The organism is Micromonospora sp. NPDC047074 (genome assembly GCF_040643815.1).
GTDB lineage: Bacteria > Actinomycetota > Actinomycetes > Mycobacteriales > Micromonosporaceae > Micromonospora.
Map to the genome: position 1 here is coordinate 17,641 of NZ_JBEYVB010000050.1, position 24,827 is coordinate 42,467.

Annotated in this window: 24 protein-coding genes; 15 read left to right on the forward strand and 9 right to left on the reverse strand. The window is 74.9% G+C overall.

The window, feature by feature from the left end:
* Positions 1-18 precede the first annotated feature (18 nt).
* The 6 genes from ABZ809_RS31660 to ABZ809_RS31685 are packed head-to-tail and all read right to left on the reverse strand — an operon-like array spanning position 19 to position 4,852.
* Positions 19-324 (reverse strand): DUF2470 domain-containing protein, encoded by a 306-nt coding sequence (locus ABZ809_RS31660; protein WP_357566309.1) that lies wholly within the window; start codon positions 322-324, stop codon positions 19-21.
* On the reverse strand, positions 321-992 hold the full coding sequence (locus tag ABZ809_RS31665) for a biliverdin-producing heme oxygenase (RefSeq protein WP_357566310.1): 672 nt from the start codon (positions 990-992) through the stop codon (positions 321-323). The genes ABZ809_RS31660 and ABZ809_RS31665 overlap by 4 nt, the downstream gene beginning before the upstream one ends.
* Positions 989-1,882 carry a heme ABC transporter ATP-binding protein gene (locus tag ABZ809_RS31670; protein WP_357566311.1) on the reverse strand — a complete coding sequence of 298 codons (894 nt, stop codon included), beginning with the start codon at positions 1,880-1,882 and terminating at the stop codon, positions 989-991. The genes ABZ809_RS31665 and ABZ809_RS31670 overlap by 4 nt, the downstream gene beginning before the upstream one ends.
* Entirely contained in the window at positions 1,879-2,967 is a 1,089-nt protein-coding gene (locus ABZ809_RS31675) for an iron ABC transporter permease (RefSeq protein ID WP_357566312.1), read from the reverse strand. The genes ABZ809_RS31670 and ABZ809_RS31675 overlap by 4 nt, the downstream gene beginning before the upstream one ends.
* A complete protein-coding gene (locus tag ABZ809_RS31680) occupies positions 2,964-4,025 on the reverse strand; it encodes an ABC transporter substrate-binding protein (protein WP_357566313.1) in 1,062 nt (353 codons plus the stop codon). The genes ABZ809_RS31675 and ABZ809_RS31680 overlap by 4 nt, the downstream gene beginning before the upstream one ends.
* Positions 4,022-4,852, reverse strand: a complete 831-nt coding sequence (locus tag ABZ809_RS31685) for a hypothetical protein (RefSeq protein ID WP_357566314.1) — start codon at positions 4,850-4,852, stop codon at positions 4,022-4,024. The genes ABZ809_RS31680 and ABZ809_RS31685 overlap by 4 nt, the downstream gene beginning before the upstream one ends.
* A 187-nt stretch (positions 4,853-5,039) precedes the next feature.
* Between ABZ809_RS31685 and ABZ809_RS31690 the strand changes: the two genes are divergently transcribed.
* The 3 genes from ABZ809_RS31690 (at position 5,040) to ABZ809_RS31700 (ending at position 8,830) form a co-directional block, all read left to right on the forward strand.
* Positions 5,040-6,545, forward strand: a complete 1,506-nt coding sequence (locus tag ABZ809_RS31690) for an HtaA domain-containing protein (RefSeq protein WP_357566315.1) — start codon at positions 5,040-5,042, stop codon at positions 6,543-6,545.
* Between the two features lie 87 nt (positions 6,546-6,632).
* Positions 6,633-7,820 carry a DUF916 domain-containing protein gene (locus tag ABZ809_RS31695; protein ID WP_357566316.1) on the forward strand — a complete coding sequence of 396 codons (1,188 nt, stop codon included), beginning with the start codon at positions 6,633-6,635 and terminating at the stop codon, positions 7,818-7,820.
* A complete protein-coding gene (locus ABZ809_RS31700; RefSeq protein WP_357566317.1) occupies positions 7,817-8,830 on the forward strand; it encodes a hypothetical protein in 1,014 nt (337 codons plus the stop codon). The genes ABZ809_RS31695 and ABZ809_RS31700 overlap by 4 nt, the downstream gene beginning before the upstream one ends.
* A 259-nt stretch (positions 8,831-9,089) precedes the next feature.
* On the opposite strand, the gene ABZ809_RS31705 is transcribed toward ABZ809_RS31700, so the two are convergent.
* Positions 9,090-9,752 carry a TetR/AcrR family transcriptional regulator gene (locus ABZ809_RS31705; protein ID WP_357566318.1) on the reverse strand — a complete coding sequence of 221 codons (663 nt, stop codon included), beginning with the start codon at positions 9,750-9,752 and terminating at the stop codon, positions 9,090-9,092.
* Between the two features lie 112 nt (positions 9,753-9,864).
* Here ABZ809_RS31705 and ABZ809_RS31710 point away from each other — a divergent pair, with 112 nt between their 5' ends.
* Genes ABZ809_RS31710 through ABZ809_RS31720 form a run of 3 tightly spaced genes read left to right on the forward strand, consistent with a single transcriptional unit; the run spans position 9,865 to position 13,221 of the window.
* A complete protein-coding gene (locus ABZ809_RS31710) occupies positions 9,865-11,349 on the forward strand; it encodes an NAD(P)/FAD-dependent oxidoreductase (RefSeq protein WP_357566319.1) in 1,485 nt (494 codons plus the stop codon).
* Positions 11,342-12,310 (forward strand): SDR family oxidoreductase, encoded by a 969-nt coding sequence (locus ABZ809_RS31715; protein WP_357566320.1) that lies wholly within the window; start codon positions 11,342-11,344, stop codon positions 12,308-12,310. Before ABZ809_RS31710 ends, ABZ809_RS31715 begins: the two co-directional genes overlap by 8 nt.
* Positions 12,307-13,221, forward strand: a complete 915-nt coding sequence (locus tag ABZ809_RS31720; protein ID WP_357566321.1) for an alpha/beta fold hydrolase — start codon at positions 12,307-12,309, stop codon at positions 13,219-13,221. Before ABZ809_RS31715 ends, ABZ809_RS31720 begins: the two co-directional genes overlap by 4 nt.
* Positions 13,222-13,231: 10 nt before the next feature.
* Here the strand turns inward: ABZ809_RS31720 and ABZ809_RS31725 are convergent, their stop codons facing one another.
* Positions 13,232-14,413, reverse strand: coding sequence for a low temperature requirement protein A (locus ABZ809_RS31725; protein ID WP_357566322.1), 1,182 nt, complete (start codon positions 14,411-14,413; stop codon positions 13,232-13,234).
* A gap of 198 nt (positions 14,414-14,611) precedes the next feature.
* Between ABZ809_RS31725 and ABZ809_RS31730 the strand changes: the two genes are divergently transcribed.
* From ABZ809_RS31730 to ABZ809_RS31750, 5 genes are all read left to right on the forward strand, one after another.
* A complete protein-coding gene (locus ABZ809_RS31730) occupies positions 14,612-15,718 on the forward strand; it encodes a CapA family protein (protein ID WP_357566323.1) in 1,107 nt (368 codons plus the stop codon).
* A gap of 90 nt (positions 15,719-15,808) precedes the next feature.
* The gene (locus ABZ809_RS31735) at positions 15,809-16,474 is read left to right on the forward strand and encodes a GntR family transcriptional regulator (RefSeq protein ID WP_357566324.1); all 666 of its coding nucleotides are present in this window, start codon (positions 15,809-15,811) and stop codon (positions 16,472-16,474) included.
* The gene (locus tag ABZ809_RS31740; RefSeq protein ID WP_357566325.1) at positions 16,471-17,778 is read left to right on the forward strand and encodes an MFS transporter; all 1,308 of its coding nucleotides are present in this window, start codon (positions 16,471-16,473) and stop codon (positions 17,776-17,778) included. The genes ABZ809_RS31735 and ABZ809_RS31740 overlap by 4 nt, the downstream gene beginning before the upstream one ends.
* A gap of 178 nt (positions 17,779-17,956) precedes the next feature.
* The gene (locus tag ABZ809_RS31745; RefSeq protein WP_357566326.1) at positions 17,957-19,042 is read left to right on the forward strand and encodes an S-(hydroxymethyl)mycothiol dehydrogenase; all 1,086 of its coding nucleotides are present in this window, start codon (positions 17,957-17,959) and stop codon (positions 19,040-19,042) included.
* Complete coding sequence (locus ABZ809_RS31750) at positions 19,042-19,671, forward strand: MBL fold metallo-hydrolase (protein WP_357566327.1); 630 nt, start codon at positions 19,042-19,044, stop codon at positions 19,669-19,671. Before ABZ809_RS31745 ends, ABZ809_RS31750 begins: the two co-directional genes overlap by 1 nt.
* A gap of 45 nt (positions 19,672-19,716) precedes the next feature.
* Here the strand turns inward: ABZ809_RS31750 and ABZ809_RS31755 are convergent, their stop codons facing one another.
* Positions 19,717-20,673, reverse strand: coding sequence for a sensor histidine kinase (locus ABZ809_RS31755; protein WP_357566328.1), 957 nt, complete (start codon positions 20,671-20,673; stop codon positions 19,717-19,719).
* 90 nt (positions 20,674-20,763) lie between these two features.
* Between ABZ809_RS31755 and ABZ809_RS31760 the strand changes: the two genes are divergently transcribed.
* The 4 genes from ABZ809_RS31760 to ABZ809_RS31775 all read left to right on the forward strand — a co-directional run bounded on the left by ABZ809_RS31760 (position 20,764) and on the right by ABZ809_RS31775 (position 24,499).
* On the forward strand, positions 20,764-21,240 hold the full coding sequence (locus tag ABZ809_RS31760; protein WP_357566329.1) for a VOC family protein: 477 nt from the start codon (positions 20,764-20,766) through the stop codon (positions 21,238-21,240).
* A gap of 60 nt (positions 21,241-21,300) precedes the next feature.
* Entirely contained in the window at positions 21,301-22,419 is a 1,119-nt protein-coding gene (locus ABZ809_RS31765) for a DUF3626 domain-containing protein (protein WP_357566330.1), read from the forward strand.
* Between the two features lie 219 nt (positions 22,420-22,638).
* On the forward strand, positions 22,639-23,367 hold the full coding sequence (locus ABZ809_RS31770) for a hypothetical protein (protein ID WP_357566331.1): 729 nt from the start codon (positions 22,639-22,641) through the stop codon (positions 23,365-23,367).
* A gap of 145 nt (positions 23,368-23,512) precedes the next feature.
* Positions 23,513-24,499: a phosphotransferase gene (locus ABZ809_RS31775; RefSeq protein WP_357566332.1), complete on the forward strand. Its 987-nt coding sequence runs from the start codon at positions 23,513-23,515 to the stop codon at positions 24,497-24,499.
* The last annotated feature ends 328 nt before the right edge of the window (positions 24,500-24,827 follow it).

The window sequence follows — 24,827 nt, forward strand, 5'->3', positions numbered from 1 at the left end:
GCGTTCCCCGCCGGTCGGTCAGCCGGCCGGGCGCGGTGGGAGCCCGAGCTGCTCGCACGACTCCCGGTACATCCGCACCACCTCCTGCCGGATCTGGGGGCGCTCGGTCAGCCGGTAGGCGAACGGCACCCGCACCGGGACCTCGATGTCGTGCACGGTGGCCGCGAACTCCATCCCCTCGGCGTCCAGGCCGGTGGCCCGGGCCCGGGTGGCCGCCGGTTGCCCGCCGAGCGCGCGGCAGATGAGCAGCGAGTCCTCGGGGTGGTCGTCGTTCATGTGCCGGCAGACGGCGGCGACCACCTCGGGGGTGAACGGGGCGCTCATGCCGCCACCTCCGTCTCCCCGGCCGGGACGAACCGGGCCAGGTCGGCGAAGACCTCGGTGTTGTGCCGGTACGCCACGAGCACCTCGGCCCGCAGCGCGGCCCGCCCCTCCTCGTCGAGCGGCAATGCGTCGAGCCTGGCCCGGTAGGCGTCCTTGTACGTCTTCGGGCTGGTGATCCGGTCGAACCGGTAGAACGCCGCGCCGGCGTCCCCGGTCAGCCCGTAGTGCCGGGCGACGGACCGGCCGATGTGCAGGCCGCCGGAGAGGTCGCCGAGGTAGCGGGTGTAGTGGTGGGCGATGAACCGCTCCGGCGAGGTGGCGCAGACGGCGCCGAGGCGCCCGGCGTACGCGACCGTCGCCGGGGTGGGCTCGATCCGGCCGCGCCAGTCGGGCCCGACCAGGAACTCCAGGTCCGTGGCGAGGGCGGGCAGCCGGGTCAGCGCGTCGTCGACGAAGGGGCCGGCGACCGGGTCGTGGCGCATCGCCTCGGCGGCACCCTCCAGCGCCTCGTAGATCACGTGGTGCTGCATCACCAGCGCGGTGTAGCCGGCGCGGTCCAGATCGCCGGCCACCAGCGCCGAGACGTAGCGTTGGGACTCGGCGGTCTGGTGGGCCTGGGCGCTGGCGGCCCGCAGTTCGGCCGAGAACGGGGTGCTGGTCGGGCTCATTTCTCCTCCATGCTGACGGGGGCCGGTCTCCGTCGTCGGGGAACGACCAACGGTAGCCGGGTATGTGGGTGCGGCACGACCTCGACGTCGTGTCGGTACACCTCGCTGAGCAGCGGTGCGGTGAACACCTCCGTCGGCGGGCCGGCGGCGCGCACCCGACCTTCGGCGAGCAGGGTGACGGTGTCCGCGTAGGCGCCGGCGAGGGTCAGGTCGTGCAGCACCGCCACCACGGCGTCGCCGGCCCGCGCCCGGTCCCGGGCGATCCGCATGACCAGCTCCTGGTGGCCGAGGTCGAGGGCCGCGGTCGGTTCGTCGAGCAGCAGCGCGGTGGCCTGCTGCGCGAGCGCCCGGGCCAGCGCGACGCGCGCCTGTTCGCCACCGGACAGCGACGGGTACGGGCGGTCGGCGAAGCGGGCCACGTCGCACTGCTCAAGGACGTCGGCGACGACCACGTCGTCCCGGTCCTGTTCGGGCCGGCCCGCCCACGGCGCCCGTCCCATCCGCACCACCTCGTCGACGGTGAACGGGAAGCTCAGCGTGCTGCGTTGGGGGAGCACGGCGCGACGCATCGCCAGTTCCACCGCCGACCAGCTCGCCAGGGGCGATCCGTCGATCTCGACGGTGCCCGCCACGGGCGGCAGGTCGCCGCTGACGGCCGCGAGCAGGGTGGACTTGCCCGCGCCGTTCGGTCCGACGAGGGCGTGCACCTCGCCGGCCCGGATCCGCAGGTCGACCCCGTCCAGCACGGGTCGCCCGGAGCGGGCGACGCGCAGGCCGGTGACCTGGACGCGGGTGGCCCCCGCCGGCGCCGGCGTCGGCACGCGGGGCGCCGCCCACCGCCGCGGGACGCGCACCCGGGGGCGGGCCGTCCCGCCTCCCGGCGGGCTCATCCCCAGCCTCCGGCCCGGCTGCGGGTGCGGCGCAGCAGCCAGAAGAAGGCCGGCCCGCCGACGACGGCGGTGAGCACGCCGAGGGGGAGTTCCTGGTGTTCGACCAGGGTACGGGCGGCGAGGTCGGCGGCGATCACCACGACCGCGCCGCCCAGGGCGCTGGCCGGCAACAGCACACGGTGCCCCGGTCCGGCGACCATCCGGACCAGGTGCGGCACCACCAGGCCGATGAAGCTGATGATGCCGGTGAAGGCCACGGCCGCCGCGCCGAGCAGCGCGGTGACCACGATCATGCGGATCCGCAGCCGTTCGACGTCGACCCCGAGGTGCCGGGCGGCGGGCTCGCCGAGGGAGAGCAGGTCGAGCCGGCGGGCGTCGGCGTACGCGACGCCGAGACCGACCGCCAGGCAGGGCGCGGCCAGCGTGACCGCCGACCAGTTCGCCGACGCCAGGCTGCCCAGGTTCCAGAAGGCGATGGCCTGCACGCCGGACTCGTCGGCGACGAACATCAGGAGTCCGATCACCGCCCCGGCGACCGCGTTGACCGCGACCCCGGTCAGGACCAGGGTCACCACCTCGGTCCGGCCGTTGGAGCGGGCCAGCAGGTAGACGGCGTACGTGGTGGCCAGCCCTCCGGCGAAGGCGGCGGCGGGCACCGTCCAGCCACCCAGGACGGTGACACCGGTGACGATGGCGAGGGCCGCCCCGACCGCCGCCCCCGCGGAGACCCCGATGACGCCGGGCTCGGCCAGGGGGTTGCCGAAGACGCCCTGCATGACGGCCCCGGCGCAGCCGAGCGCGGCGCCCACCACGGCGGCCAGTACGACCCGGGGGAACCGGACGATCCAGAGCGCGTTCTCGCCCTGCGGGTTGGTCGGCAGGGCGCCGACGTCCAGGCCGAGCCGGTGCAGGACCGAGCCGAGCACCTCGGCGGGGGAGACCTGCACCTGCCCCCGGCCCGCCGCGACCAGGACGATCAGCAGCAGGGCGGCGCCCAGGCCGGCGAGCAGCACCGGACCGCGCCGGGTCGGGCGGCTGGCGGCGGGCTTCGCCGCTGGCCGTACGGGGGTGTCGACGCCGGTCACGACGGCTTGCCGCAGGAGTACACGGCCGTGGCCAGGGCCTGCACCGTCCGCCCGGACCGGGTGCCGAAGGTGAGCAGGGTGCCGTCGTCCATGTCGACGATCCGGCGGGCCGCGCCGGCCGGGGTCTGCGCGACCCCGGGCAGCTTCAGCAGGCCGTCGACCCCGCCGACGGAGGCGAGCCCGGCGCTCATCACCAGGATCACGTCCGGCGCGGCGTTGATCAGGCCCTCGCTGGTCAGTGGGCGGAACCTGGCCAGGCCGATGGCGCTGCCGGCGTCCACCCCGCCGATCGCCTCGATCATCGCGTCCGAGCCGGCGCCCTTGCCGCCGATCAGGTAGACGCCGGCGGTGCCGCGCAGGTAGAGGAACGCGATCCGCGGTGCCCCGTCCGCGGGCGCGCCGCGGCGGGCGGCCGCGATCTCGCTCTCCACCCGGGACACGAGTTGTTCGCCGGCCGCCGGGACGCCGAGGGCCGCCGCGACGGCGCGGACGTGGCCCGGTACGGCGGCGAGCGTCTGCTCGGCCTCGATGAGCACGACGGGGATGCCGGAGGCGCGCAGCTGACGCAGCACCTCCGGTGGCCCGGTGCTGTCGTCGGCGAGCACCACGGTCGGGTTCAGGGCGAGCACCGCCTCGGCGGAGAGGTCGTGCCCGGCGGGGGTGACGACCGGCAGGTGCGCCGCCGCCGGGAAGGTGGTCGAGGTGTCCCGGCCGATGACGTTGTCGCCGAGGCCGAGGCCGAACACGGTCTCGGCGATCGAGCCGTAGAGGTTCACCGGCAGGATGCGGCTGGCGTCGGTGACGGTCACGGTGGTGCCGTCGGCGGAGGCGACGGTGGCCGGCAGGGTGGGTGTCGGTGCCGGCCGCAACGCGTTGACGTCGTTGTCGCCCAGGGTGGCGGTGACCGGCCCGCAGTTCGTCGGTACGGCCGCCGGTGTCGCACCGGAGGTGGGCGCGGAGCAGGCGGCGGCCCCGAGGAGCAGCACCACCGCGGCGGCGACGGCACCCCGGCGGGCGGTTGCCGGCCCGGGTCGGCGACGCCGGGCGGTCCCGGTCACCGGGCCTGCCCGCGGCGGCGCCATGTGCGCAGGCCGAGCAGGGCCGTGGCCGACAGCGCCAGGACCACCAGGCCGATGGTCCATCCGCGACCGGCGTCGGTGGCGGTGCTGACCCGGCTGATGGCCAGCTCGCTGGGGGCGGCAGCGGTCGGGGCGGCCCCGTCCCCGGCGGGGACGGCCACCGGCGAGCCGGCGGGGGCGGCGGGAGCGGACCGGGGCGCCGTGGTGGCCGGCGCGGCACCGCCCGGTGCCCCGGTGGTGGCCCCCGGGGCGCGGCCGGGGGTGGTGGTGCTGGACGTCGCCGGGCGGGGGCTGGCCGGCGCGGTGGCGGACCGGGCGAAGGTCACCGCCACCCGCACGTCCTGGGAACGGTCGGTGGTACGGGTGTGGTCGGCGCGGGAGATCACCGCGCACCGGCTGGTGGTGCAGTCCACGCCACCGATCTTCGGGGTGACCTTGAGGGTGACCCGGAACGAACCGCCGGGCCCGTACGGCACGGCCAGTCCCTCCCCGTACGCGGGCGGGTTCGACGAGATCCAGTGCGACGCCCCGAGTTCGCCGGTCATGTCGGCGCCGCCGCCGCACGGGCTCGGCATCTTGCCGGGCCCGTTGTCCACACAGAACGCCACGTAGATGCCCTTGGTGACGTCGTAGCCGCTGCCGGAGACGGTGACTGTCGCACCGGACCGGCTGATCCCGGTGCTGGGCGTGGCGGTGAGCGTCTGGCCGCCGGTGCCGCGGCCGGTGCCCGCGTGCGCGGGGGACGCGGTGACGACGATACCCACAGTAATCAAGGCGGCCAGGAAGACGTGACGCCGTGTTCGCATCGGGCTCCTCACGGAAGCATCGGCCGCGCGGCCGAGCAGACTTAGGTTTGGCTAACCTAAGTTAGATGAGCCCAGCTCACAAGTAGTTGTTTGGTCAAGATCCCAAACCTGATCACCGATGGACCGGAAATTTAGGATTGCCTTACCTTACTCACCGTCCGTAACGGATCAAGAGAGGAAATCCAGCATGGTCCGATCCAGAGCCGGTCACGTCTGGCGGCAGTCGATGCGCTGGGCGGCGGTCGCCGCGCTCGGCCTGTCGGCTGCGCTCGTCAACGCCGGCCCCGCCTCGGCAGCCGAGGCCGACATCACCGGTGGCACCCTGACCTGGGGTTTCAAGCAGTCGTTCCGCAACTACGTCTCGGGCGGCAACGGCAACCCGCCGATCGCGGCGAGCAACGGCGCCACCATCAACGCCGACGGCACGTTCGCCTTCCCGTCGACGGGAGGCACCCACGACGCCGCCACCGGTGCCACCAGCGCCGAGTACGGCGGCACCGTGGTCTTCTCGTACCCGTCGCACCTGTTCACCATCACCCTGGCGAACCCGACGGTCGTCGTCTCGGGCGGCACCGCCTCCCTGAAGGCGGACGTCGACCTGGTCACGTCGATGACCGAACCGGTCTCGGTGCGGCAGGCGACCGTCGCCACCCTCGCCGTCGGCGACGGCAACCCGGGTGGCGGTGCGGGGACGGTGACCGGCATCAACCTCGCCGCGACGCTGACCGAGACGGGCGCCTCGGCGTTCAACGGTTTCTACGCCGCGGGTGACGCCCTCGACCCGGTGTCGTTCACCTTCACCACGGGTGACTCCGGGCCGGCGCGTCCGGCGGTGGCCGTCACCCCGGCCGGCGGGCTCGACCCGTCGGGCGCGACGATCACCGTCGAGGGTTCCGGCTTCGACCCCGCCGCCAACGGGGCGGCCGGCATCTACGTCTCGTTCGGCCCCAAGGTCGACGAGCACTGGACGAACGCCGGCGTGCTCCAGGTCACCAAGTGGGTGAGCGCGGGCAACGAGCCGACCGAGTCGCGGGACAAGCTCAACGCCGACGGCACGTTCCGCACCACCCTCCCGGTCAGCGCGGTCTACACCGACAGCACCGGTAAGCAGGTCGACTGCACCGCCGTGCAGTGCTACGTCATCACGTTCGCGGCGCGCGGCTCGGCGGACCGCAGCCAGGACACCTTCACGCCGGTCACCTTCACGGGTGCCGGCAGCGGTGCGGGCGATGCCGAACAGCGCATCACCGCCACCGTGACGGGCGGCCCGCTGACCCTTGGGGTGGCCGGTTCCGCCGTCGCACTGCCGGCCGTGGCCAACGGCCAGGTCGCCAGCGGGGCCCTGCACGACGCCACCGTGGCGGACCTGCGGGGCACCAACGCCGGCTGGAGTCTCGTCGGGCAGGTCTCCGACTTCAGCTCCAGCACCGGCGGGGTCATCGCCGCGAACAACCTCGGCTGGGCGCCGAGCGCGGTCGCGGTCGACGATCCGCTGGCCGGCAACCCCGGCACGGTCGTCCCGGGCGCGGTGGCCGCGCCCGGTGCCGGCCTTGGTGAGGCCCGGGCGCTGTGCACCTCGGCGGCCGGGGCCAGCGGTGGCACCTTCACCTGCGGTGCCCAGCTGAACCTCGGCGTACCGGCATCCGCCGCGCCGGGCAGCTACACCGCGACCCTCACCCTGACCCTCTCCTAGGTCGGCGTCGGGTCACCGGTGGGGCGGGACGACACGTCCCGCCCCACCGGCCGTCCCGCCCACCGTCTCGCCTCTCCGGAGCCCGGCATGCCCCTCGTCACCCTCCTGTCCCGGACCTGTGTCACGCTCGCCGCCGCGCTGCTCACGGCGACCCTGGCGCCGCCGGCCGCCGCCGCCCCGTCGCCGACCGGCAGCCCGTCCGCGCCCGCGCGCGCCGGCGACCCGTCCCCGGCACCCGGCGCGGCCGCCACCCGCTGGGCGGTACAGCCGTCCGGGCCGGACGGCCCGACCGGGCGCAACTACTTCATCTACGACCTGGCCCCCGGCAGCACCCTCACCGACCACGTCGGTGTCACCAACCTGAGCGACCGGCCGTTGACCTTCCAGGTGTACGGCACCGACGCCTACACCACCGCCGACGGGGCCTTCGCCCTGCTGCCGGCGGACCGGGCGGCCACCGACGTCGGCTCCTGGATCCGCTTCGACCGACCGAACTGGACGGTCGCGCCGGGGCGCCGGGCCGACATCCCGTTCCGGTTGAGCGTGCCCGCCAACGCCACGCCGGGCGACCACGCGGGCGGGGTGATCGCCGCCATCAGCCAGGCCCGCACCACCCCCGACGGGCAGCAGGTCCGGGTGGACCAACGGCTGGCCGCGCGGGTCTACCTCCGGGTCACCGGCGACATCCGCCCCGCCGTCGCGATCGAGTCGGTGAGCGTCAGCTACGACAACCCGATCAACCCGGCCGGTGGCGGCGACGCCGTCGTCAGCTACCGCGTGCGCAACACCGGCAACGTCCGCGTCGGCGGGACCGGCACGGTGGCCGTCGACGGGCCGTTCGGCTGGCGGCTGGCCCGTACCGCGCCGGTCGACCTGCCCGAGCTGCTGCCCGGCGGGGTCTTCACCGTCACCGAGCGGGTCACCGGCGTACCACCGGCGCTCCGGCTCACCGCCGAGGTCGACCTGGCGCCGACCACCGTGGACACCGCGCTGCCGCCGGTGCTCCGTTCCGCGAGCACGTGGGCGCCGCCGTGGCTGCTGCTCGTCCCCCTGGCCGCGCTGGCCGGCTGGCTGGCCCTCCGCTGGCGCCGCCGCGCCGTCGCCGCCCGGGCGGCCGGCACCGACGCGCCCGCCCGGGACCCGGGCCGCGAGGCCACGCCGCCCGCCCAGGACCCGACGGCGGATCCTGGCCGCAGGACCACGCCGCCCGCCGAGACCGCGTCCGGCGCACCGGCCGCCCGGCCCGGGACCGACCCCGCGATCGGCACACCGTGACCCGACTCCTGCCGCTCGGCGTGGCGCTGCTCACGCTGGCCGCCCCGGCGCCCGCCGCCGCGCCCACGCCAACGCCAGCACAAGCCGCCGCGCCCGCGCCCACGCCCACGCCAGCACAAGCCGCCGCGCCCTCGTCCCCGCCCACGCCGGCGTCCGCTGTCGCGCCCTCGTCCCCGCCCGCCGACGCATCGCCGGCGCCGCGGATCGCCCTGCCGGACGGCACGTTCCGGGCCGGCGAGCAGGTCCTGGTGACCCTCACCGGGTGGCCGGCCGGCACCGTGCAGATCGAGGTCTGCGGCAACGATGGGCGGCGCGGCGCGCTCGACTGCGCGACCAACAGGGCCGGCCATGGACAGGTGCCGCCGTCCGGCGCGGTCACCCTGCCGGTGGTGCTTGCCGCCCCGCCGGTCGCCTGTCCCTGCCTGGTGCGGGCCCGTACGCCCACCGGCACCACCCGCGCCACCGTCGCCCTGCCGCTGACCGGCGTGAACGCGCCGCCCGCCCCCGTGACGGTCGGCGCCGCCGAGCTGGTCGTCGCCGGGCTGCGCGCCACAGACCGCTCCGGGGCGCCGGGCTGGTTCGGCCTGCCGGGGGATCTGACCGTGGACCTGACCCTGCGCAACGCCGGCTCCGCCGACGCGGTCGACCCGCCGTTCTCGCTGCTGTTCGGGCGGCCCGGGCGGGTGCACGAGGTCGTCGACGCCCCGTCGCTCGGCACGATCGGTGCCGGGCAGACGCGGGAGTACCGGATCACGGTCCCGATGGACGTGGCCACCGTCGGCCGGCACGAACTGCACGGCCGGATCGACCTGCCCGGCCGCCCCGTCGCCTTCGCCGTCGAGACGGCCCGCCACCCCTGGGGCCTGCTGGGCCTGGTCGCCGTGCCGCTGGTGTGGGCGCTGGCTCGGCGGCGGTTCGGTCACCCAGGTCATGATCCTCGAAGCCCGGCTGGACGAGATCCGCGCAGGCGGAGCGCTACGGCAGACACCGGAGGCGCGGCCTCCGGCTGAGGCGACCGAAGGCGGTGCGTAGCGATCGGTCCCACCCCTCGACGCCAGGCGCCGCTACCACCCGCCCCTGCCCACCCTGCCTCGCCCCACCCCGCCGGTTCCCACGGTCTTTGACGGCTGATCGACGCGACACGCAGGCGATCCAGCACCTGAACCGTCAACGATCAAGGCTCGCCTTAGCAGGTGGCGAGGCGTGGTGGGGGATTTACCCAGCCGGGCGGTGTTCACCGGGGCGCCGCACCCGGCCGGCGCGGCGGGCTCAGGCTGGTGGGGGAGCGGTGTCGCGGTAGATCGCCGCCAGCCAGACGTCGCGCAGCACGTCGACCACGTCCCGCTCGGCCACCGCCGGCCCGTCGCCGGCGAAGGTGGCGTACCAGACGCGCTCGTTCATCGAGTTCAGCGCGATGGCGAGGTCGCGGGCCGGCACGCCGTCGGGGGCCGCGCCGCGCCGCCGCTCGGCCTCGATCGCGGTCTCGATCGCGTGCACCCAGCGTTCCAGCACGGCCGCCCAGAGCCGGCGCACCTCGGCGTTGGTGCCGCGCACCTGGGCGCAGGCCAGCACCACCGCGCGGTGCGCGCCGAACGTCTCGTGGAACCGGCCGATCAGCTCCCGCCAGCGTGCGCGGGGGTCCTCGGCCAGCCGGTCCAGCACGTCCCCGGCGGCGGCGTCGGCCTCCTCCGTGACGCGGTCCAGCAGCGTCAGCAGCACGGCGTCCTTGGACGGGAAGTAGAAGTAGAAGGTGGGCCGGGAGATGCCCGCGCCCCGCGCCAGGTCGTCGATGGAGATGTCGGCGAAGGCCCGCTGCCGCAGCAGCCGCTCGGCGGTGGCGAGGATGGCCGACTCCCGCTCGTCACCGGCGGAGCGCGCCGGGCGCCGTCCGCGCCCGGTGGGGTTCCCGGCGGCCGTACGGGCGGGGGTCATGCCGCGTGACTCTACACCGGATCAACACCCTGTCGACTTCTCTCGACAGGGTGTTGACGAGCCGCGACGGCCCTGGCTAGTGTCCGGTGTCACAGGCGGACGGGAGACGGAGATGGCCACCGACCACGTCGACGTGCTCATCGTCGGTGCCGGCCTCTCCGGGGTCGGTGCCGCGTGTCACCTGCGCCGCGAGTGCCCGGAGAAGACGTACGCGGTGCTGGAGGCCCGCGACGCGATCGGCGGCACCTGGGACCTGTTCCGCTATCCCGGCGTCCGGTCGGACTCCGACATGTTCACCCTCGGCTACTCGTTCACGCCGTGGACCGCCCCGAAGGCCATCGCCGACGGCGACACCATCCGCGACTACGTGCGCCGCACCGCCGACGAGTACGGCGTCACCGACCACGTCCGCTTCCGGCACCGGGTCGTGCGCGCCGACTGGGACAGCGGGACCGCCCGCTGGACGGTGCAGGCCCACCGCGACGACACCGGCGCGGCGGTCACGCTGACCTGCTCGTTCCTGTTCGTCTGCGCGGGCTACTACCGCTACGACGCCGGCTACACGCCACGGTTTGCCGGCACCGACCGGTTCGCGGGGCGGATCGTGCACCCGCAGCACTGGCCGGCGGACCTCGACCACGCCGGCAAGCGGGTGGTGGTGATCGGCAGCGGCGCCACCGCCGTGACCCTGGTGCCGGCGATGGCCGAGCGCGCCGCCCACGTGACCATGCTCCAGCGCTCACCCACGTACGTCATGGCGCTGCCCTCGCGCGACGTGCTCGCCGACGCGCTGCGCCGTTGGCTGCCGGCGGCGGCCGCGTATCCGGTGGTGCGCTGGAAGAACATCCTGCTCGCCACCGCCAACTTCCAGCTCAGCCGGCGCGCCCCCGCCCTGGTCAGGAAGCTGCTGCTGCGGGCGGCCCGGGGCCGGCTGCCGGTCGGCTACGACGTCGACCGGCACTTCTCGCCGCGCTACGACCCGTGGGACCAGCGGCTGTGCGTGGTGCCCGACGGCGACCTGTTCGCCGCGGTGGCGCGGGGAAGCGCGTCGGTGGTCACCGACACGATTGACACCTTCACCGAGCGGGGCATCCGGCTCGCCTCCGGCGAGGAGCTGGCGGCGGACGTCGTCGTCACCGCCACCGGGCTCAACCTGCTCGCCCTCGGCGGCATGACCCTGACCGTGGACGGCGCCGAGGTGGAGCTGCCCGGCACCGTCGCCTACAAGGGCATGATGCTCTCCGGGGTGCCGAACCTCGCGATGACCATCGGCTACACCAACGCCTCGTGGACGCTGAAGGCCGACCTGGTCGCCACCTACGTCTGCCGGCTGCTGCGGCACCTGGACCGCACCGGCCAGCAGGTCGTCACCCCGCTCCCGCCCGCCGACGGCGAGCTGGTGCCGCTCATCGACCTGACGGCCGGCTACGTGCTGCGCAGCGTCGACGCCCTGCCCAGGCAGGGTGCCCGGGCGCCGTGGCGGCTGCACCAGAACTATCCGCGGGACGTGCTGCTGATGCGGCGCGGCCGGCTCACCGACCCCGGCGTGCGGTTCTCCCGCGCCGGCACACCGGAAAGGAGGACCGTCCGTGCGTAGGTACGTCTTCGCGGGCGGCACGGCAGTGGTCACCGGCGCCGCCAGCGGGATCGGGGAGGCGCTCGCCCACTCACTCGCCCGCCGCGGCAGCGACCTGGTGCTGCTCGACCGCGACGCCGGGCGGCTCGACACGGTCGTCGCGGAGCTGCGCGCCGCCTACCCCGACCGGCAGCTCACCACCTACCTGGTCGACCTGGCCGACGCCGCCGCCACCGCCCGCACGGCCGAGGCCCTCCGGCGCCGGCATCCGGCGATCCGGCTGCTGGTCAACAACGCCGGCGTGGCGTTGGGAGGTCGCTTCGACCAGGTGACCCTGGACGAGTTCGACTGGGTCGTCGACGTCAACTTCCGGGCCGTGGTGCAGCTGACCCACGCGCTGCTGCCCACGCTGCGGGCGGAGCCGGGCGCCCACCTCGTCAACGTCTCCAGCCTGTTCGGGATCATCGCCCCGGCCGGGCAGACCGCCTACTCGGCCAGCAAGTTCGCCGTCCGCGGCTTCACCGAGGCGCTGGGCCAGGAACTGGCCGGCGACGGGATCGGGGTGACCTGCGTGCACCCGGGCGGCATCCGCACCCGCATCGCGCAGAACGCCCGGGTGGGCGCCGGCGTGCCCGCCGAGGAGTTCGAGACCGGCCGCCGGCAGTTCGAGCGGCTGCTCACCATCGACCCCGCCACCGCCGCCGAGGTGATCCTGCGCGGCGTGCAGCGCCGCCGGGGCCGGGTGCTGATCGGCTGGTCGGCGAAGCTGCCCGACCTGCTGGCCCGGGTGGCGCCGGCGTCGTACCAGCGGGTCCTGGCCTTCGGCCTCAACCGGATCGCGGGCGAGTCCACCCGCCAGCTCACCACCGGCCAGCCCGCCCCGACCCAGCGGCAGCCTGCCCCGACCCAGCCGCAGCCCGCCCCGGCGCAGCGGCAACCCGAGGCGGCCCCGGCGGCCGACCCGGCCGGGGAGCCGGCATGACCGCCCCGGGCGGGCACCGGCACGTCACCGTGGAGGGCCGGCGGGTGCGTCACCGCGTCGACGGCGACGGGCCCCCGGTGCTGCTGCTGCACGGCATCGGCCGCACCCTGCGCGACTTCACGCAGCTGCACGACCTGCTCGCCGAGCGGTTCCGGGTGCACAGCGTCGACCTGCCCGGCTACGGCGGTTCGCTGCCGATGGCCCGCCCCTGCACCCTGCCGGCACTTGCCGACTTCGCCGCCCACTACCTCGACGCGGTCGGCGTCGACCGGCCGGCGCACGTGGTCGGCAACTCCCTGGGCGGGGCGGTGGCGATGCGCCTCGCGGCGTCCGAGCCGGCCCGGGTGGCGAGCCTGACGCTGGTCAACAGCGCCGGGTTCGGCCGCGAGGTGACCATGGCGCTGCGGCTGCTCGGGGTGCGCCCGCTGGGCCGGCTGCTGCTGCGGCCCAGCCGGTGGGCCGCCCGCCGCGCCGAACTGGCCCTGTTCCACGACCCGGCCCTCGCCACCGCCGAACGCGTCACGTACGCCCTGGAGGTCGCCCGTCAGCCGTACGCCGCCCGGGTGTTCCTGGAGACCGCCCGCAGCCTCGGGACGTTCCGCGGGGTCAGCCCGCAGTGGCGTGCGGAGTTGCTCGCCGAGGTCGAGCGGCTCGACCTCCCCACCCTGGTGGTCTGGGGCGACCGGGACCTGATCCTGCCGGCGGCGCATCTCGAGGCCGCCCGGACGCGGCTGCCCAGGGCCCGCACCCGTCTGTTCACCGACTGCGGGCACATGCCGCAGATCGAGTGCGCCGAGGAGTTCCACCGGATGCTCGTCGACTTCTGGGCGGAGTCCGGGCGGGACACCGACGGCGTTGACCCCCGGGACGCCGCCCCGGGGGCTCGCCCGACGGTCGCGGAGGCCGGCTGACCGCCGGGTGTCAGGGTGGCGCGGTGGTCGGCGCGCCGGCGCGGATCTCCCGCTGCCGCTGCACCACCGTGACCACCACCAGGGCGAACAGCAGCCCCGCCACGACGTACACCGGGGTGGGGCCGAGCGGCGCGAGCAGCACCAGTGCGGCGGTGGCCGGGAAGGCCACCGCCGTCGCGCCGAGGTGCCGCGGCCGGACGTGCAACACCCACACGGTGAGCAGGTAGACGGCCACGGGGATCGCGGTGGCGTAGCCGACCACGACGCCGCCGACGTGCGCGGAATCGCGTTCGTGGGCGATCGCCACCCACAGGCCCGCTCCGGTGGCGGCGACCGACGCGAAGATCAAATAGTGGCCGTATCCCCAGGTCAACGTGCCACGCAGTCGCCTGGGCACCTCGACGGGCCGGTCGAAGTAGAGCCACCACAGCGCGAAGACGATCACGGTGCCCGCCGCCCCCAGCCGCCACAGGCCCTGCTCGCCCGCGTCCACCCCGGCCTCGATCGCGACCGAGGTCGCCAGCACCACCTCACCGAGGACGATCAGCGTGAACAGCCCGTACCGTTCGGCGATGTGCCCCGGGTTCCACGGGGTCGTCCCGGGGCGCTCCGCCAGGACCGGCACCAGCAGGTCGGCCAGGGCCAGCAGCACGAAGGCGGTGAGCAGCCAGTCGGCCGGCAGGAGCAGCCGCAGCAGCCAACCGGCCTGGACCAGGGCCACGCCGAGGGCGTACCGGTGGTCGGCCCGGCGGTGGGTCGGGTCGCCGGCCGCCGCGCGGAGCCACTGCGCGACGGCCGCCAGCCGGATCAGCACGTACCCGTACGTGGTGGTCGTGAAGTCGTCGTCGGCGAACGCCCGGGGCACCCCGGCGGCCAGCACCAGCGCCCCGGCGATCTCCACCAGCGCGGTGATCCGGTACACGTCGTCGTCGGTGTCGTACGCGGAGGAGAACCAGGTGACGTTCATCCAGGCCCACCAGATCGCGAAGAACACCCGCAGGTAGCTGGCCACGGCGTCGTCGACGTGCCCCGCGACGATGTCGTCGTGCAGCCCGGCCGCCGTCTGGGCCACCGCCACCACGATGCACAGGTCGAAGAACAGTTCCAGGGGCGTGGCCGCGCGGTGCTCCTCGCCCGGGCGGCGTGCCACCATCGGCCGGTACCACGGGCGCAGCGCGCGGCTCGTCGTCACCGGCCTCTCCTCGCGCCGCTCGCGGATCCGTCCCCACCATAGGCGGCCGGCGTCTGATTCGAGGTGGTTCGCCCGGTTGTGGCCGCCCGTCCGGGCGTCAGCCCGGCGGCCTGGCGGGCCGGGGTGGGGCGACGGCGGCGCCACGCGGGAGCGTCCGCCGGCAGGTGAGCGCGGGCCCCGGCCGGGTATGCGGGCCGGATGCCCGACGTCACCCTCTTCCTCGGCGGCGACGTGATGACCGGCCGGGGCGTGGACGCGATCCTGCCCGCGCCGGGCCCGCCCGAGCTGCGCGAACCGGCGGTACGCGACGCCCGCGACTACGTCGCACTCGCCCGGGCCGCGAGCGGGCCGGTGCCACGCCCGGCGCCACCGGCGTGGCCGTGGGGCGACGCGCTGGACCTGCTCGACGAACTCCGGCCCGCCGTGCGCCTGGTCAACCTGGAGACCGCGGTGACCGGCCGGGGCGGGCACGACCCGGCCAAGGCGATCCACTACCGGATGCACCCGGACAACCTGGCCTGCCTCACCGCCGCCCGGCTCGACGTCTGCGCGCTGGCCAACAACCACACCCTCGACTTCGGGCCGGTCGGGCTCACCGACACCCTCGACGCGCTGGCCGGCACCGGCATCGGCACCGCCGGCGCCGGCCGGGACGCGGCGGCGGCCTGGACGCCCGCCCGGGTGCCGCTCGGCTGCGGCCGTGACCTGCTCGTCTGGTCGGTGGCCGCGCCGTCCAGCGGCGTGCCGCCGGCCTGGGCGGCCACCGACGGCAGCCCTGGGGTGGCGTACCTGCCGGAGGTCTCGGCCGCCTCGGCGGACGCGCTGGCCGGGCGGATCACCGCCGTCGCCGGGCCGGGGGACCGGGTGCTGGTCTCCGTGCACTGGGGCGGCAACTGGGGGTACGAGGTGCCGCCCGGACACGTCGACTTCGCCCACCGGCTGGTCGACGCCGGGGTGGACGTGGTGCACGGCCACTCGTCGCACCACCCCCGGCCCGTCGAGGTGTACCGGGACCGGCTGGTCCTCTACGGCTGCGGCGACCTGGTCGACGACTACGAGGGGATCGGCGGGCAGGAGGCGTACCGGCCGCAGCTGCGGCTGCTCTGGCTGCCCACCCTGGACGCGGCCACCGGGGCGCTGCGGCGACTGCGGGCGGCCCCGGTGCGGTCCCGCCGGATGCGGCTGGAACGGGCCGCGCCCGATGAGGCCCGCTGGCTGGCCGGGCTGCTCGACGGGTTCGGCCCGCCGTTCGCGTCCGGGTTCGCCGTCGACGGTGCCGGGCTGCTGACCCTCCGACCGCGCTGACGGGCCCGCGTCGGCCCGTCGACCGTGGCCCGCGCCACCCCGGACCGGGCCGGCGGCGGTGCGGCGACGGCCGGCGCCCACCATAGATACATGACGCATCCCTCCCCGTCCGCCCGCACGGCCGCACCGCCCTCGGCCGCCGAACGCGCCTACCGGCACCTCAAGCGCGAGATCCTGGAGCAGATCCACCCGGGCGGGTCGCTGGTCAGCGAGGGAGAGATCGCCGAGGCCGCCGGGGTCTCCCGCACCCCGGTACGCGAGGCGTTGCTGCGCCTGGAGGCGGAGGGACTGGTCCGGCTCTATCCCAAGCGGGGCGCGCTGATCCGCCCGGTCTCCGCCCGCGAGATCAGCGACGTGATCGAGGCGCGGCGGCTCGTCGAGCTGCACGCCGCCGAACGGGTCTGGCCCCGCCGCGCCGCGCTGCGGGCCGACCTCGCCGCCCGGCTGGCCGAGATGCGCGCCGCCCACGCCGCCGGTGACCTGGCCGCGCTGATGCAGGCCGACCGGGCGTTCCACGCGGTCGTGGTGGACGCGGCCGGCAACGAGATCCTCGCCGAGCTGTACCAGCGGCTGCGCGACCGGCAACTGCGGATGGGGGAGGCCAGCTTCCGCCTCTCGCCCGGCTGGGCCGCCACGGCGCTCACCGAGCACGCCGAGCAGCTCGCCGCGCTCGACTCCGACGACCCACGGCGCTGGCTCGCCGCCGTCGCCGCGCACATCGACAACGCCGCGAGCGTGCTGCGGACCCTGCGGTGAGGCTGCTGACCGCCCCGGGAGCCGCACCCTCCACCGCACGCCGGTCGGCCACGCTGGTCTGGGGCGTGGCGCTGGCCGCGTACGTGGCCGCCGTCTTCCACCGCAGCTCGCTCGGTGTCACCGGCGTCGACGCGGGGCACCGCTTCGGCGTGAACGCCTCGGCCCTGGCGACCTTCTCCGTCGCCCAGCTCGCCGTGTACGCGGTCATGCAGGTCCCGGTGGGCGTGCTGCTCGACCGGTTCGGGTCCCGCCGCCTGCTGCTCGCCGGCGGTGTGCTGATGGTCGCCGGTCAGCTCTGCTTCGCCCTCGCCACCGACGTCCCCCTCGCGATCGGCGGCCGGGTGCTGGTCGGGCTCGGTGACGCGATGACCTTCATCAGCGTGCTGCGGATCGTGGCGCTGTGGTTCCCGGGACGGCGCTACCCGATGATGACGCAGCTCACCGGCACGCTCGGCCAGCTCGGTGCGATCCTCGGCGCCGTACCGCTGGTGGCGTTGCTGCACCGCGCCGGCTGGACCCCCGCGTTCCTCACCGTCGCGGCGGTGGGGGCGACCGTGCTGCTGATGGTCGTCGCCGTCGTCCGGGACACCCCGGGCGCGGCGGCCCCGGCCGGGCCGCCGCCCGCCCTCGCCGACGTCCGTCGCGAACTCGCCGCCGCGTGGGCCCAGCCCGGCACCCGGCTGGGCCTCTGGACGCACTTCGTCACCCAGTTCTCCGGGTCCGTGTTCGCCCTGCTCTGGGGGTACCCGTTCCTGGTGCAGGGGCAGGGACTCAGCCCGACGGCCGCCGCGTCGCTGCTCACCCTGTTGACCACCACCATGCTGGTGACCGGGCCGGTGGTCGCGCACTTCTGCGCCCGGCACCCGTTCCACCGCTCGGTGCTGGTCTTCGCGACCACCGGCGCCACCGCCGCGGTCTGGGCGGTCGTGCTCGCCTGGCCCGGACGCGCGCCGGGCTGGCTGCTCGTCACGCTGGTGCTGGTGCTGGCCGTCAACGGCCCGGCGTCCCTCATCGGGTTCGACTACGCGCGCACCGCCAACCCGGTCCACCGGATCGGCAGCGCCACCGGCGTGGTCAACGTCGGCGGCTTCGTCGCCTCGATCATGCTGGTGCTGGCGATCGGCGTCGTGCTCGACCTGGCCACCCCGGCCGGCCGGTCCGCCCCCGACCTGACCGCCTTCCGGTGGGCCTTCGCCGTGCAGTACGTCCTCTGGGCGCTCGGCGCGGTCCAGGTGCTCCGCTACCGCAACGCCGCCCGCCGGGACGCCGCCGCGCGGGCGACCGTCGCCGCGACGCGCCCCTGAGCCCCCTCGCGGTCGGACCGTTTCCCGGCGTACCCCGTCCCACCAGGGACAACCGCCGGCCGTCAGGGGACGCCGACACCGATCGGGGGGTAGGTTCACCCGAGGAAGATGATCGAGGTGCGGCGGTGGCGCACCGACGGACGGCGACGCGACGCGTCGGCGTGGAGCAGGAGGAACCGTGAGCCAGGAGGTCAGGGGAGTCATCTCCCGCAGCAAGGGTGCGCCGGTCGAGGTGACCACGATCGTGCTGCCGGACCCGGGTCCGGGCGAGGCGATCGTGCGGATCCAGTCCTGCGGGGTCTGCCACACCGACCTGCACTACCGCGAGGGCGGCATCAACGACGACTACCCGTTCCTGCTCGGGCACGAGGCCGCCGGCATCGTCGAGCAGGTCGGCGAGGGCGTCGACGGCGTCGCGCCGGGCGACTTCGTGGTGCTCAACTGGCGGGCCGTGTGCGGGGTGTGCCGGGCCTGTCGCCGGGGCCGCCCGTGGTACTGCTTCGCCACCCACAACGCGGCCCAGAAGATGACCCTCACCGACGGCACCCCGCTCACCCCGGCGCTGGGCATCGGCGCGTTCGCCGAGAAGACCCTGGTCCACGCGGGTCAGTGCACCAAGGTCGACCCGGCGGCCCGGCCCGCCGCCGTCGGGTTGCTCGGCTGCGGCGTGATGGCCGGCCTCGGGGCCGCCATGAACACCGGCGGGGTCACCCGGGGCGACTCGGTGGCCGTGATCGGCTGCGGCGGCGTGGGCGACGCGGCCGTCGCCGGCGCGCTGCTGGCCGGCGCGACGACGATCATCGCGGTGGACACCGACTCCCGCAAGCTCGACTGGGCCCGCAAGTTCGGCGCCACCCACACCGTCAACGCCAAGCAGGACGACCCGGTCGAGGCGATCCGCGCCGCGACCGGCGGTTTCGGCGCCGACGTGGTGATCGACGCGGTCGGCCGCCCCGAGACCTGGAAGCAGGCCTTCTACGCCCGCGACCTCGCCGGCACCGTCGTGCTCGTCGGGGTGCCGACCCCGGAGATGACCGTCGACGTGCCGCTGCTCGATGTCTTCGGCCGCGGCGGCTCGCTGAAGTCCAGCTGGTACGGCGACTGCCTGCCCAGCCGGGACTTCCCCATGCTCACCGAGCTCTACCTGCAGGGCCGGCTCGACCTGGACGCCTTCGTCACCGAGGAGATCGCCCTGGACCAGGTCGAGGAGGCGTTCGCCCGGATGCACCGGGGCGACGTGCTGCGTTCGGTGGTGGTCCTCTGATGGCGGCGCGCGTCGACCACGCGGTCACCTCCGGCACGTTCTCCCTCGACGGCCAGACCTTCGACGTGGACAACAACGTGTGGGTGGTCGGTGACGACACCGAGTGCGTCGTCGTCGACGCCCCCCACGACGTCGACGCGATCCTGGCCGCCGTCGGCGGCCGGCGGGTGCGGGCGATCCTCGCCACCCACGCGCACGACGACCACGTCCGGGTGGCGCCGGAGCTGGCCCGGGCCACCGGCGCGCCGGTGCTGCTGCACCCCGCCGACCGGGTGTTGTGGGACATGGTGCACCCGGGCGAGGCGCCGGGCGGGGAACTGCGCGACGGGCAGACCGTCGAGGTGGCCGGCACGGCGTTGACCGTGCTGCACACGCCCGGTCACAGCCCCGGCGCGTGCAGCTTCCACGCCCCGGCGCTCGGCGTGGTGTTCACCGGCGACACCCTCTTCGCGGGTGGGCCGGGCGCGACGGGCCGCTCGTTCAGCGACTTCGGCACGATCGCCGCCTCGATCCGCGACCGCCTGCTCACCCTGCCGGCGGAGACGGTCGTGCACACCGGGCACGGCGAGAGCACCACCGTCGGCGCGGAGGCCCCCCACCTCGACGAGTGGCTGGCCCGCGGGCACTGAGATGAGGCCTCCTGCGCGGCGCCCGGCGTCGCGCAGGAGGCCCGGTCACGCCGGATGCCGCACGTACAGCCGCACGGTCGTCCCGGCGGGCGTGCTGTGCACCCGCACCAGGTCGCAGAGCGCCTGGACGATCACCAGCCCCCGCCCACCGACGCCGTCCGGGGCCGGGGTCAACCGCCCGGCGAGCGGGTCGGCCAGCCAGCCGTCGTCGTGGATCTCGCAGACCAGGTGCCCGGCGGTGCGCCACACCCGCAGCACGCCCCGCCCGCCGGCGTGCGCGATGCTGTTCGCGGCGAGCTCGGTCACCGCGATCTGCAGGTCGGCCAGCCGGTCCTCGTCCAGCCCCGCGGCCCCGCCGTGCCCTGCCACGAACCGGCGTACGGCGGGCAGGCTGTCGAACTCGTAGGTCAGTGCCGCGGCCGGTTCCACCGGGGCCGGCAGCGGCCTGTTGTAGCGGGCGACGATCTCCACCGGGGCGTAGTCCGGGCTCGACCGCCGCCCGGTGTCGTCCACGAGCACCGGATGCGTGGCGTGCGCGTCGGCCAGCACGTCGGCGCCGAGCCCGCCGACGTCGTAGGGGCAGAGAATGGTCGCGTCGCGGCCCGCGAACGCCATGTTGATCATCGCCTCGTGCTGGGCGCAGGCCGGATACTCCGCCTCGCTGCGCCCGGCCCAGATCGGCTCGCCGATGATCCGCACGCGACGGCCGGCGTGCTGGTCGATGAACGCCTGCAACACCCACGGGATGATCCGGCCCGGGTTCCGGCCGGCCTGGGTCATGTCCGCCCAGCGCACCCGGTCGGTGGCGCCGACCGCGTCGCGGACCAGCCGCAGGTTCGCGCCGGGCATCGCGACCAGCACCGGCTCCCCGGCGGCGAGCCCGTCGGTGACGAACGGCACCGTACCCGCCAGCAGGCCCGCCGGATCGCGGTAGAAGAGCCCCTCGTGCCCGAAGGCACCGGCTCCCGCCGGCCGTGCCCCGGCCCCCGCACCACCAGCCATCCGTCGCCTTCCGCTCGGCGTCCCACTGTAATCGCCTGTTCACATGCCGGCTGACCGGCCGGACCTCGGCGCGGTACTAGGCTCTCGCAGATGAGCACGCACGGCGCAGACCGCACTCCCGCCGTACGCCAACTGCGTCTGGTCGTGGAGGCCGATGACTACGACGCGGCGGTGGCGTTCTTCCGCGACGCCCTGGGCCTGCCGGAGCAGGCCGCGTTCTCCGGCGAGGGTGACGCCCGGGTGGTCATCCTCGACGCCGGTCGGGCCACCCTGGAGATCGCGAACCCGGCGCAGAAGCGGATGATCGACGAGGTGGAGGTGGGGCGGCAGGTCGCCCCGAGGATCCGGGTGGCCTTCGAGGTGGACGACAGCCGGGCCGCCACCCGACGCCTGGTCGCCGCCGGTGCCACCGAGATCGCACCGCCCACGGTGACGCCGTGGCACTCGCTCAACGCGCGCCTCGACGCCCCGGCCGACCTCCAGATCACGGTCTTCGAAGAACTGCGCGACGCCGAGGAACGGGCCACCCTCGACGGCTTCGGCACGGAACGCCCCGTGGAGGAGTAGGCCGCGGAGACCCGGAAACTGGCGTGCGCCCTGCCCGCGCGGAGGGAAGTATTCGTCGCCATGCACCCGTCTGCCGACCCTGCCGCCGACCATCTTCCGCTCGAACCCGCCCAGCGGGCCGCCCTCGCGCACGTCCGTGCGACGGCGCTGCGCGAGCGCCCCGCCGCCCTGGCCGCCGTCGCCCGGGCGCTCGCCGGCTCGGGCGTCAGCCACCAACCGGAGCGGCTGATCGCGGCGATCGGCCGGCACGGGCGGCTCACCGTCAACTTCCACCCGGACCGGTTGCGCGCCGACGGGCGTACGGTCGCCGACGCCCTCGCCGCCGAGGGCGTCTACCGCAGCCAGTTCGAGACGGGCATCTCCAATGGTGGGCTGACCGCCTTTCCCGGCGGCGACCGGGACCGCTGGGAGGAGACGCTGTTCGGCGGCGCCTACCAGTCGCCCGGCGTGCGGCCCGGGGACCGCCCGAAGTACGGCGGCCTCAACCTGCTCGACCACCCCGACGGCGCCTGCCCCCGGTTCGGCTCCTGCCACCTGCGGCTGCGTCCGGAAGTGCTCGCGCGGGCGACGTTCTGCTTCGGCGACAGCCACCTCGGTCCCCGGGAGCTGGGCACCCTCGACGTCTTCGAACCGGTGCTGGCGGCGCTGCTGGCCGCGACCGACGGCACCGGGGTCAGCCTCGGCGTGCCGGGTGACGTCGTCACCCTCGTCCGGGCGTTACTGCGTCGCCGGGAGGCCGGGTGGGCGTCCGGCGCGGCGGGGCGTGCCCTCGACGACTACATCGAAGCGCAGGTCCACGGCGAGCTGAGCCTCGCGAGGGACGTCGAGGCGCTGGTCGTAGACCCGTCCTTCGAGGGCACCGAGGCCGGTGCGACGCTCGCGGGGCTCGCCCGCCGGCACGGCTTCGCCCTGCACTGGCACGCCGGCTTCACGCTGCCCGTCGACCGGATCGACCCCGACTTCCGGGGGCCGGCCATCCCGCCGCTGGCCGCCCGGGTGCACGCCGAGTTCGCCCAGCCGGGCGAACCGGTCGACGCCGCCCTGATCGGCCGCGCGGCGGTCTCCGTGGTCACCGAGCCGTCCCGCTGGGCCGACCGTGGACCCACGGAGGTCACCCTTCAGCACCTCAAGCAGCTCTGGCACGTGCTGGTCCGGTTCGGCACGCCCCGCGCCGCCTGAGCCACCCCGTCCGGCTTGACCCCCGGTGTGTCTGCGCGTCCGGACCGCCGGGTGACGAGGGCCGCAGCCGGCCGGGACGGGACCATGTCCGGAATGCCCGACAGGCCTGGCTGGTTGTGTCCCCCGTACCGCCGGAACCGAAACCCCCTCCGGCGCGGCAGTTTCCCCCGAGGAGCGCTCATCCAGGGAGCGCTTCGCCTGACCGAAAGGGCAACCATCGTGAAGTACGACTTCACCCGGTGGCTCCCGGCCATCGCGAAGGACTCGAAGGACTCGAACCGCAAGGTCGCGTTGAGCGTGGTGGGTGTCGCCGCCCTCGGTGGCCTGGCCTTCGGGCCGACGGTGATGGCCGCCCCGGTCACGACCGTGCCGCACGAGGGTGCGGTGGCCGCGATCGAGCAGGCCACCGGCGCGAACCGGGCGGGCGCCGCCGCCGAGGAATCGGGCGCGGCCGAGGAGTCGGCCCTGACCACGGGTGGCAAGGTGACCAGGCCGAGCGCCGACAAGCCCAACCGCGAGGAACTCATCCCGCACGGTGTGCAGGGGGCGCAGTCGCGCGTCCCGCTCGACCAGGCGCAGCGCGCCAACGCCAAGGCCATCATCGAGGAGGCCAAGGAGACCGGTGTGGGTGAGCGGGGCGCCGTCATCGGCATCGCCACGTCGTTGCAGGAGTCGAAGCTCTACAACCTCGGCCACCTGGGCATGTACAACGACCACGACTCGCAGGGCCTGTTCCAGCAGCGCCCGTCGTCGGGTTGGGGCTCGCCCGACCAGATCACCGATCCCGAGTACGCCTCGCGGGCCTTCTTCGAGGCCCTGAAGAACGTGGGTGGCTGGCAGGACCTGCCGCTGACCACGGCCGCGCAGACGGTGCAGGTCTCGGCTTACCCGTTCGCGTACGCGCAGTGGGAGGAGCAGGCGGCGGACATCGTCTCCCAGCACTGGTGACAACCGCGTGACGACCGGCCGGCCCCGCTCGGGGCCGGCCGGTTCGCGCTCGGGGCCGGCCGCGCCGGCTCGTGGCGAGATCTTGGCGAGAATGCGCCCCTCCAGGGGCCGTTTCCCACCAAGATCTCGTGGTTGAGTACCACGCATGGCCGAATCGCATGCCCCGGTGTTGGAGATGTTGTGGGAGGCGCACGACCCCGGCGACACGCTGGACGGAAGGTTCGGCTTCAGCGACGGTGAGTCGGCCGGCCGATGGGTTGCCGACACGCTCGACGAGCACTGGGGTGTTCGGGTCGATTGCTGCGAGCGGATCGTGATGAGCGGCGGCAACGCGCTCGCCTGGGTCGGCACGCCGGCCGGCCGGATGCTCGCGAAGTGGTCGGTGGTGCCCGACCGTTTTCCGCGGCTGGCGGCGATTGCGCGTCTCACGAGCTGGCTGGACGGCCAGGGTCTGCCGGTGTCGGCGCCCGTCCCGGCGCGGGACGGCCGCCTTCAGGTCGGGGCCGGTCAAGTCTCGATGAATCTGCAGCGGGTGATCGCGGGCGAGCTCCTCGACACCGCCGACCCCGCCCAGGTGTGGGCAGCCGGCGCGCTCCTGGCCCGGCTGCAGGAGGCGCTGGCAGCCTGCCCGCATCCCGACCCGGATCCCGCTTCCACCTACTCCGTTCCCGGCGAGCCGCTGGCGGCTCGGGTCATCGGCTGGCTCGACACGTGCGCCGAGCAGGTGCCAGCGACGGTCCGCGACAGCCTGCGTGGTCTAGTCGCCGCCGCGCCCGCCGAGCCGCTGCCACGGCAGCTCCTGCACTCCGACTTCCGGGCGGCCAACATTCTGTGCGTCGGAACCGAGATCGTCGCGGTTCTGGATTTTGAGGAGGCCCGGCAGGACCACCGGGTCGTCGAGGCGGCCCGGTCGGCGGTCCTGCTCGGCACCCGCTACCACGACTGGGGCCCGGTGCCGCTCGCGGTGCACGCGCAGTTCCGCGCCGGCTATGAGTCCGTGCGCCGGCTGAGCCCGGTGGAGGCGGCGTGGTGGGACATCGTGGTGCTCTGGCAGACCCTGACCTTCGTGCCACCCGGCGCCGACCCGACGGGCTGGGGAGCGTCGGTGCTGAGCCAGCTGGACCAAGGCTGAGGAGGAGGTGCGCCGTTGCCGCGCTGGATCAGAGGCGGTAGCCGATGTCCGCGGAGGCGTTGGCCTTCTTCGCGCCTGGTGCGCAGGAAGGTGAGGGTCAGGTCGAGTCCTTCGATTTCGCCGATGTCGTCCCCGATGGGTGGGGTGTCGGGTTTCGGGGTGTGACCGGGGGCATCGTGGGGGTGGAATCGTGGCCGGGCCGGGGTCGTTACACCATGCGTACGACCGAGCACGGGCACGCCCCGCCCCTTCGGGTGGCTGGCCCGGGCCCCGGAATGATGGCGGGTCGCCGGTCGTTACACATGGTCCCGGCCGACGTGCAGGGCAC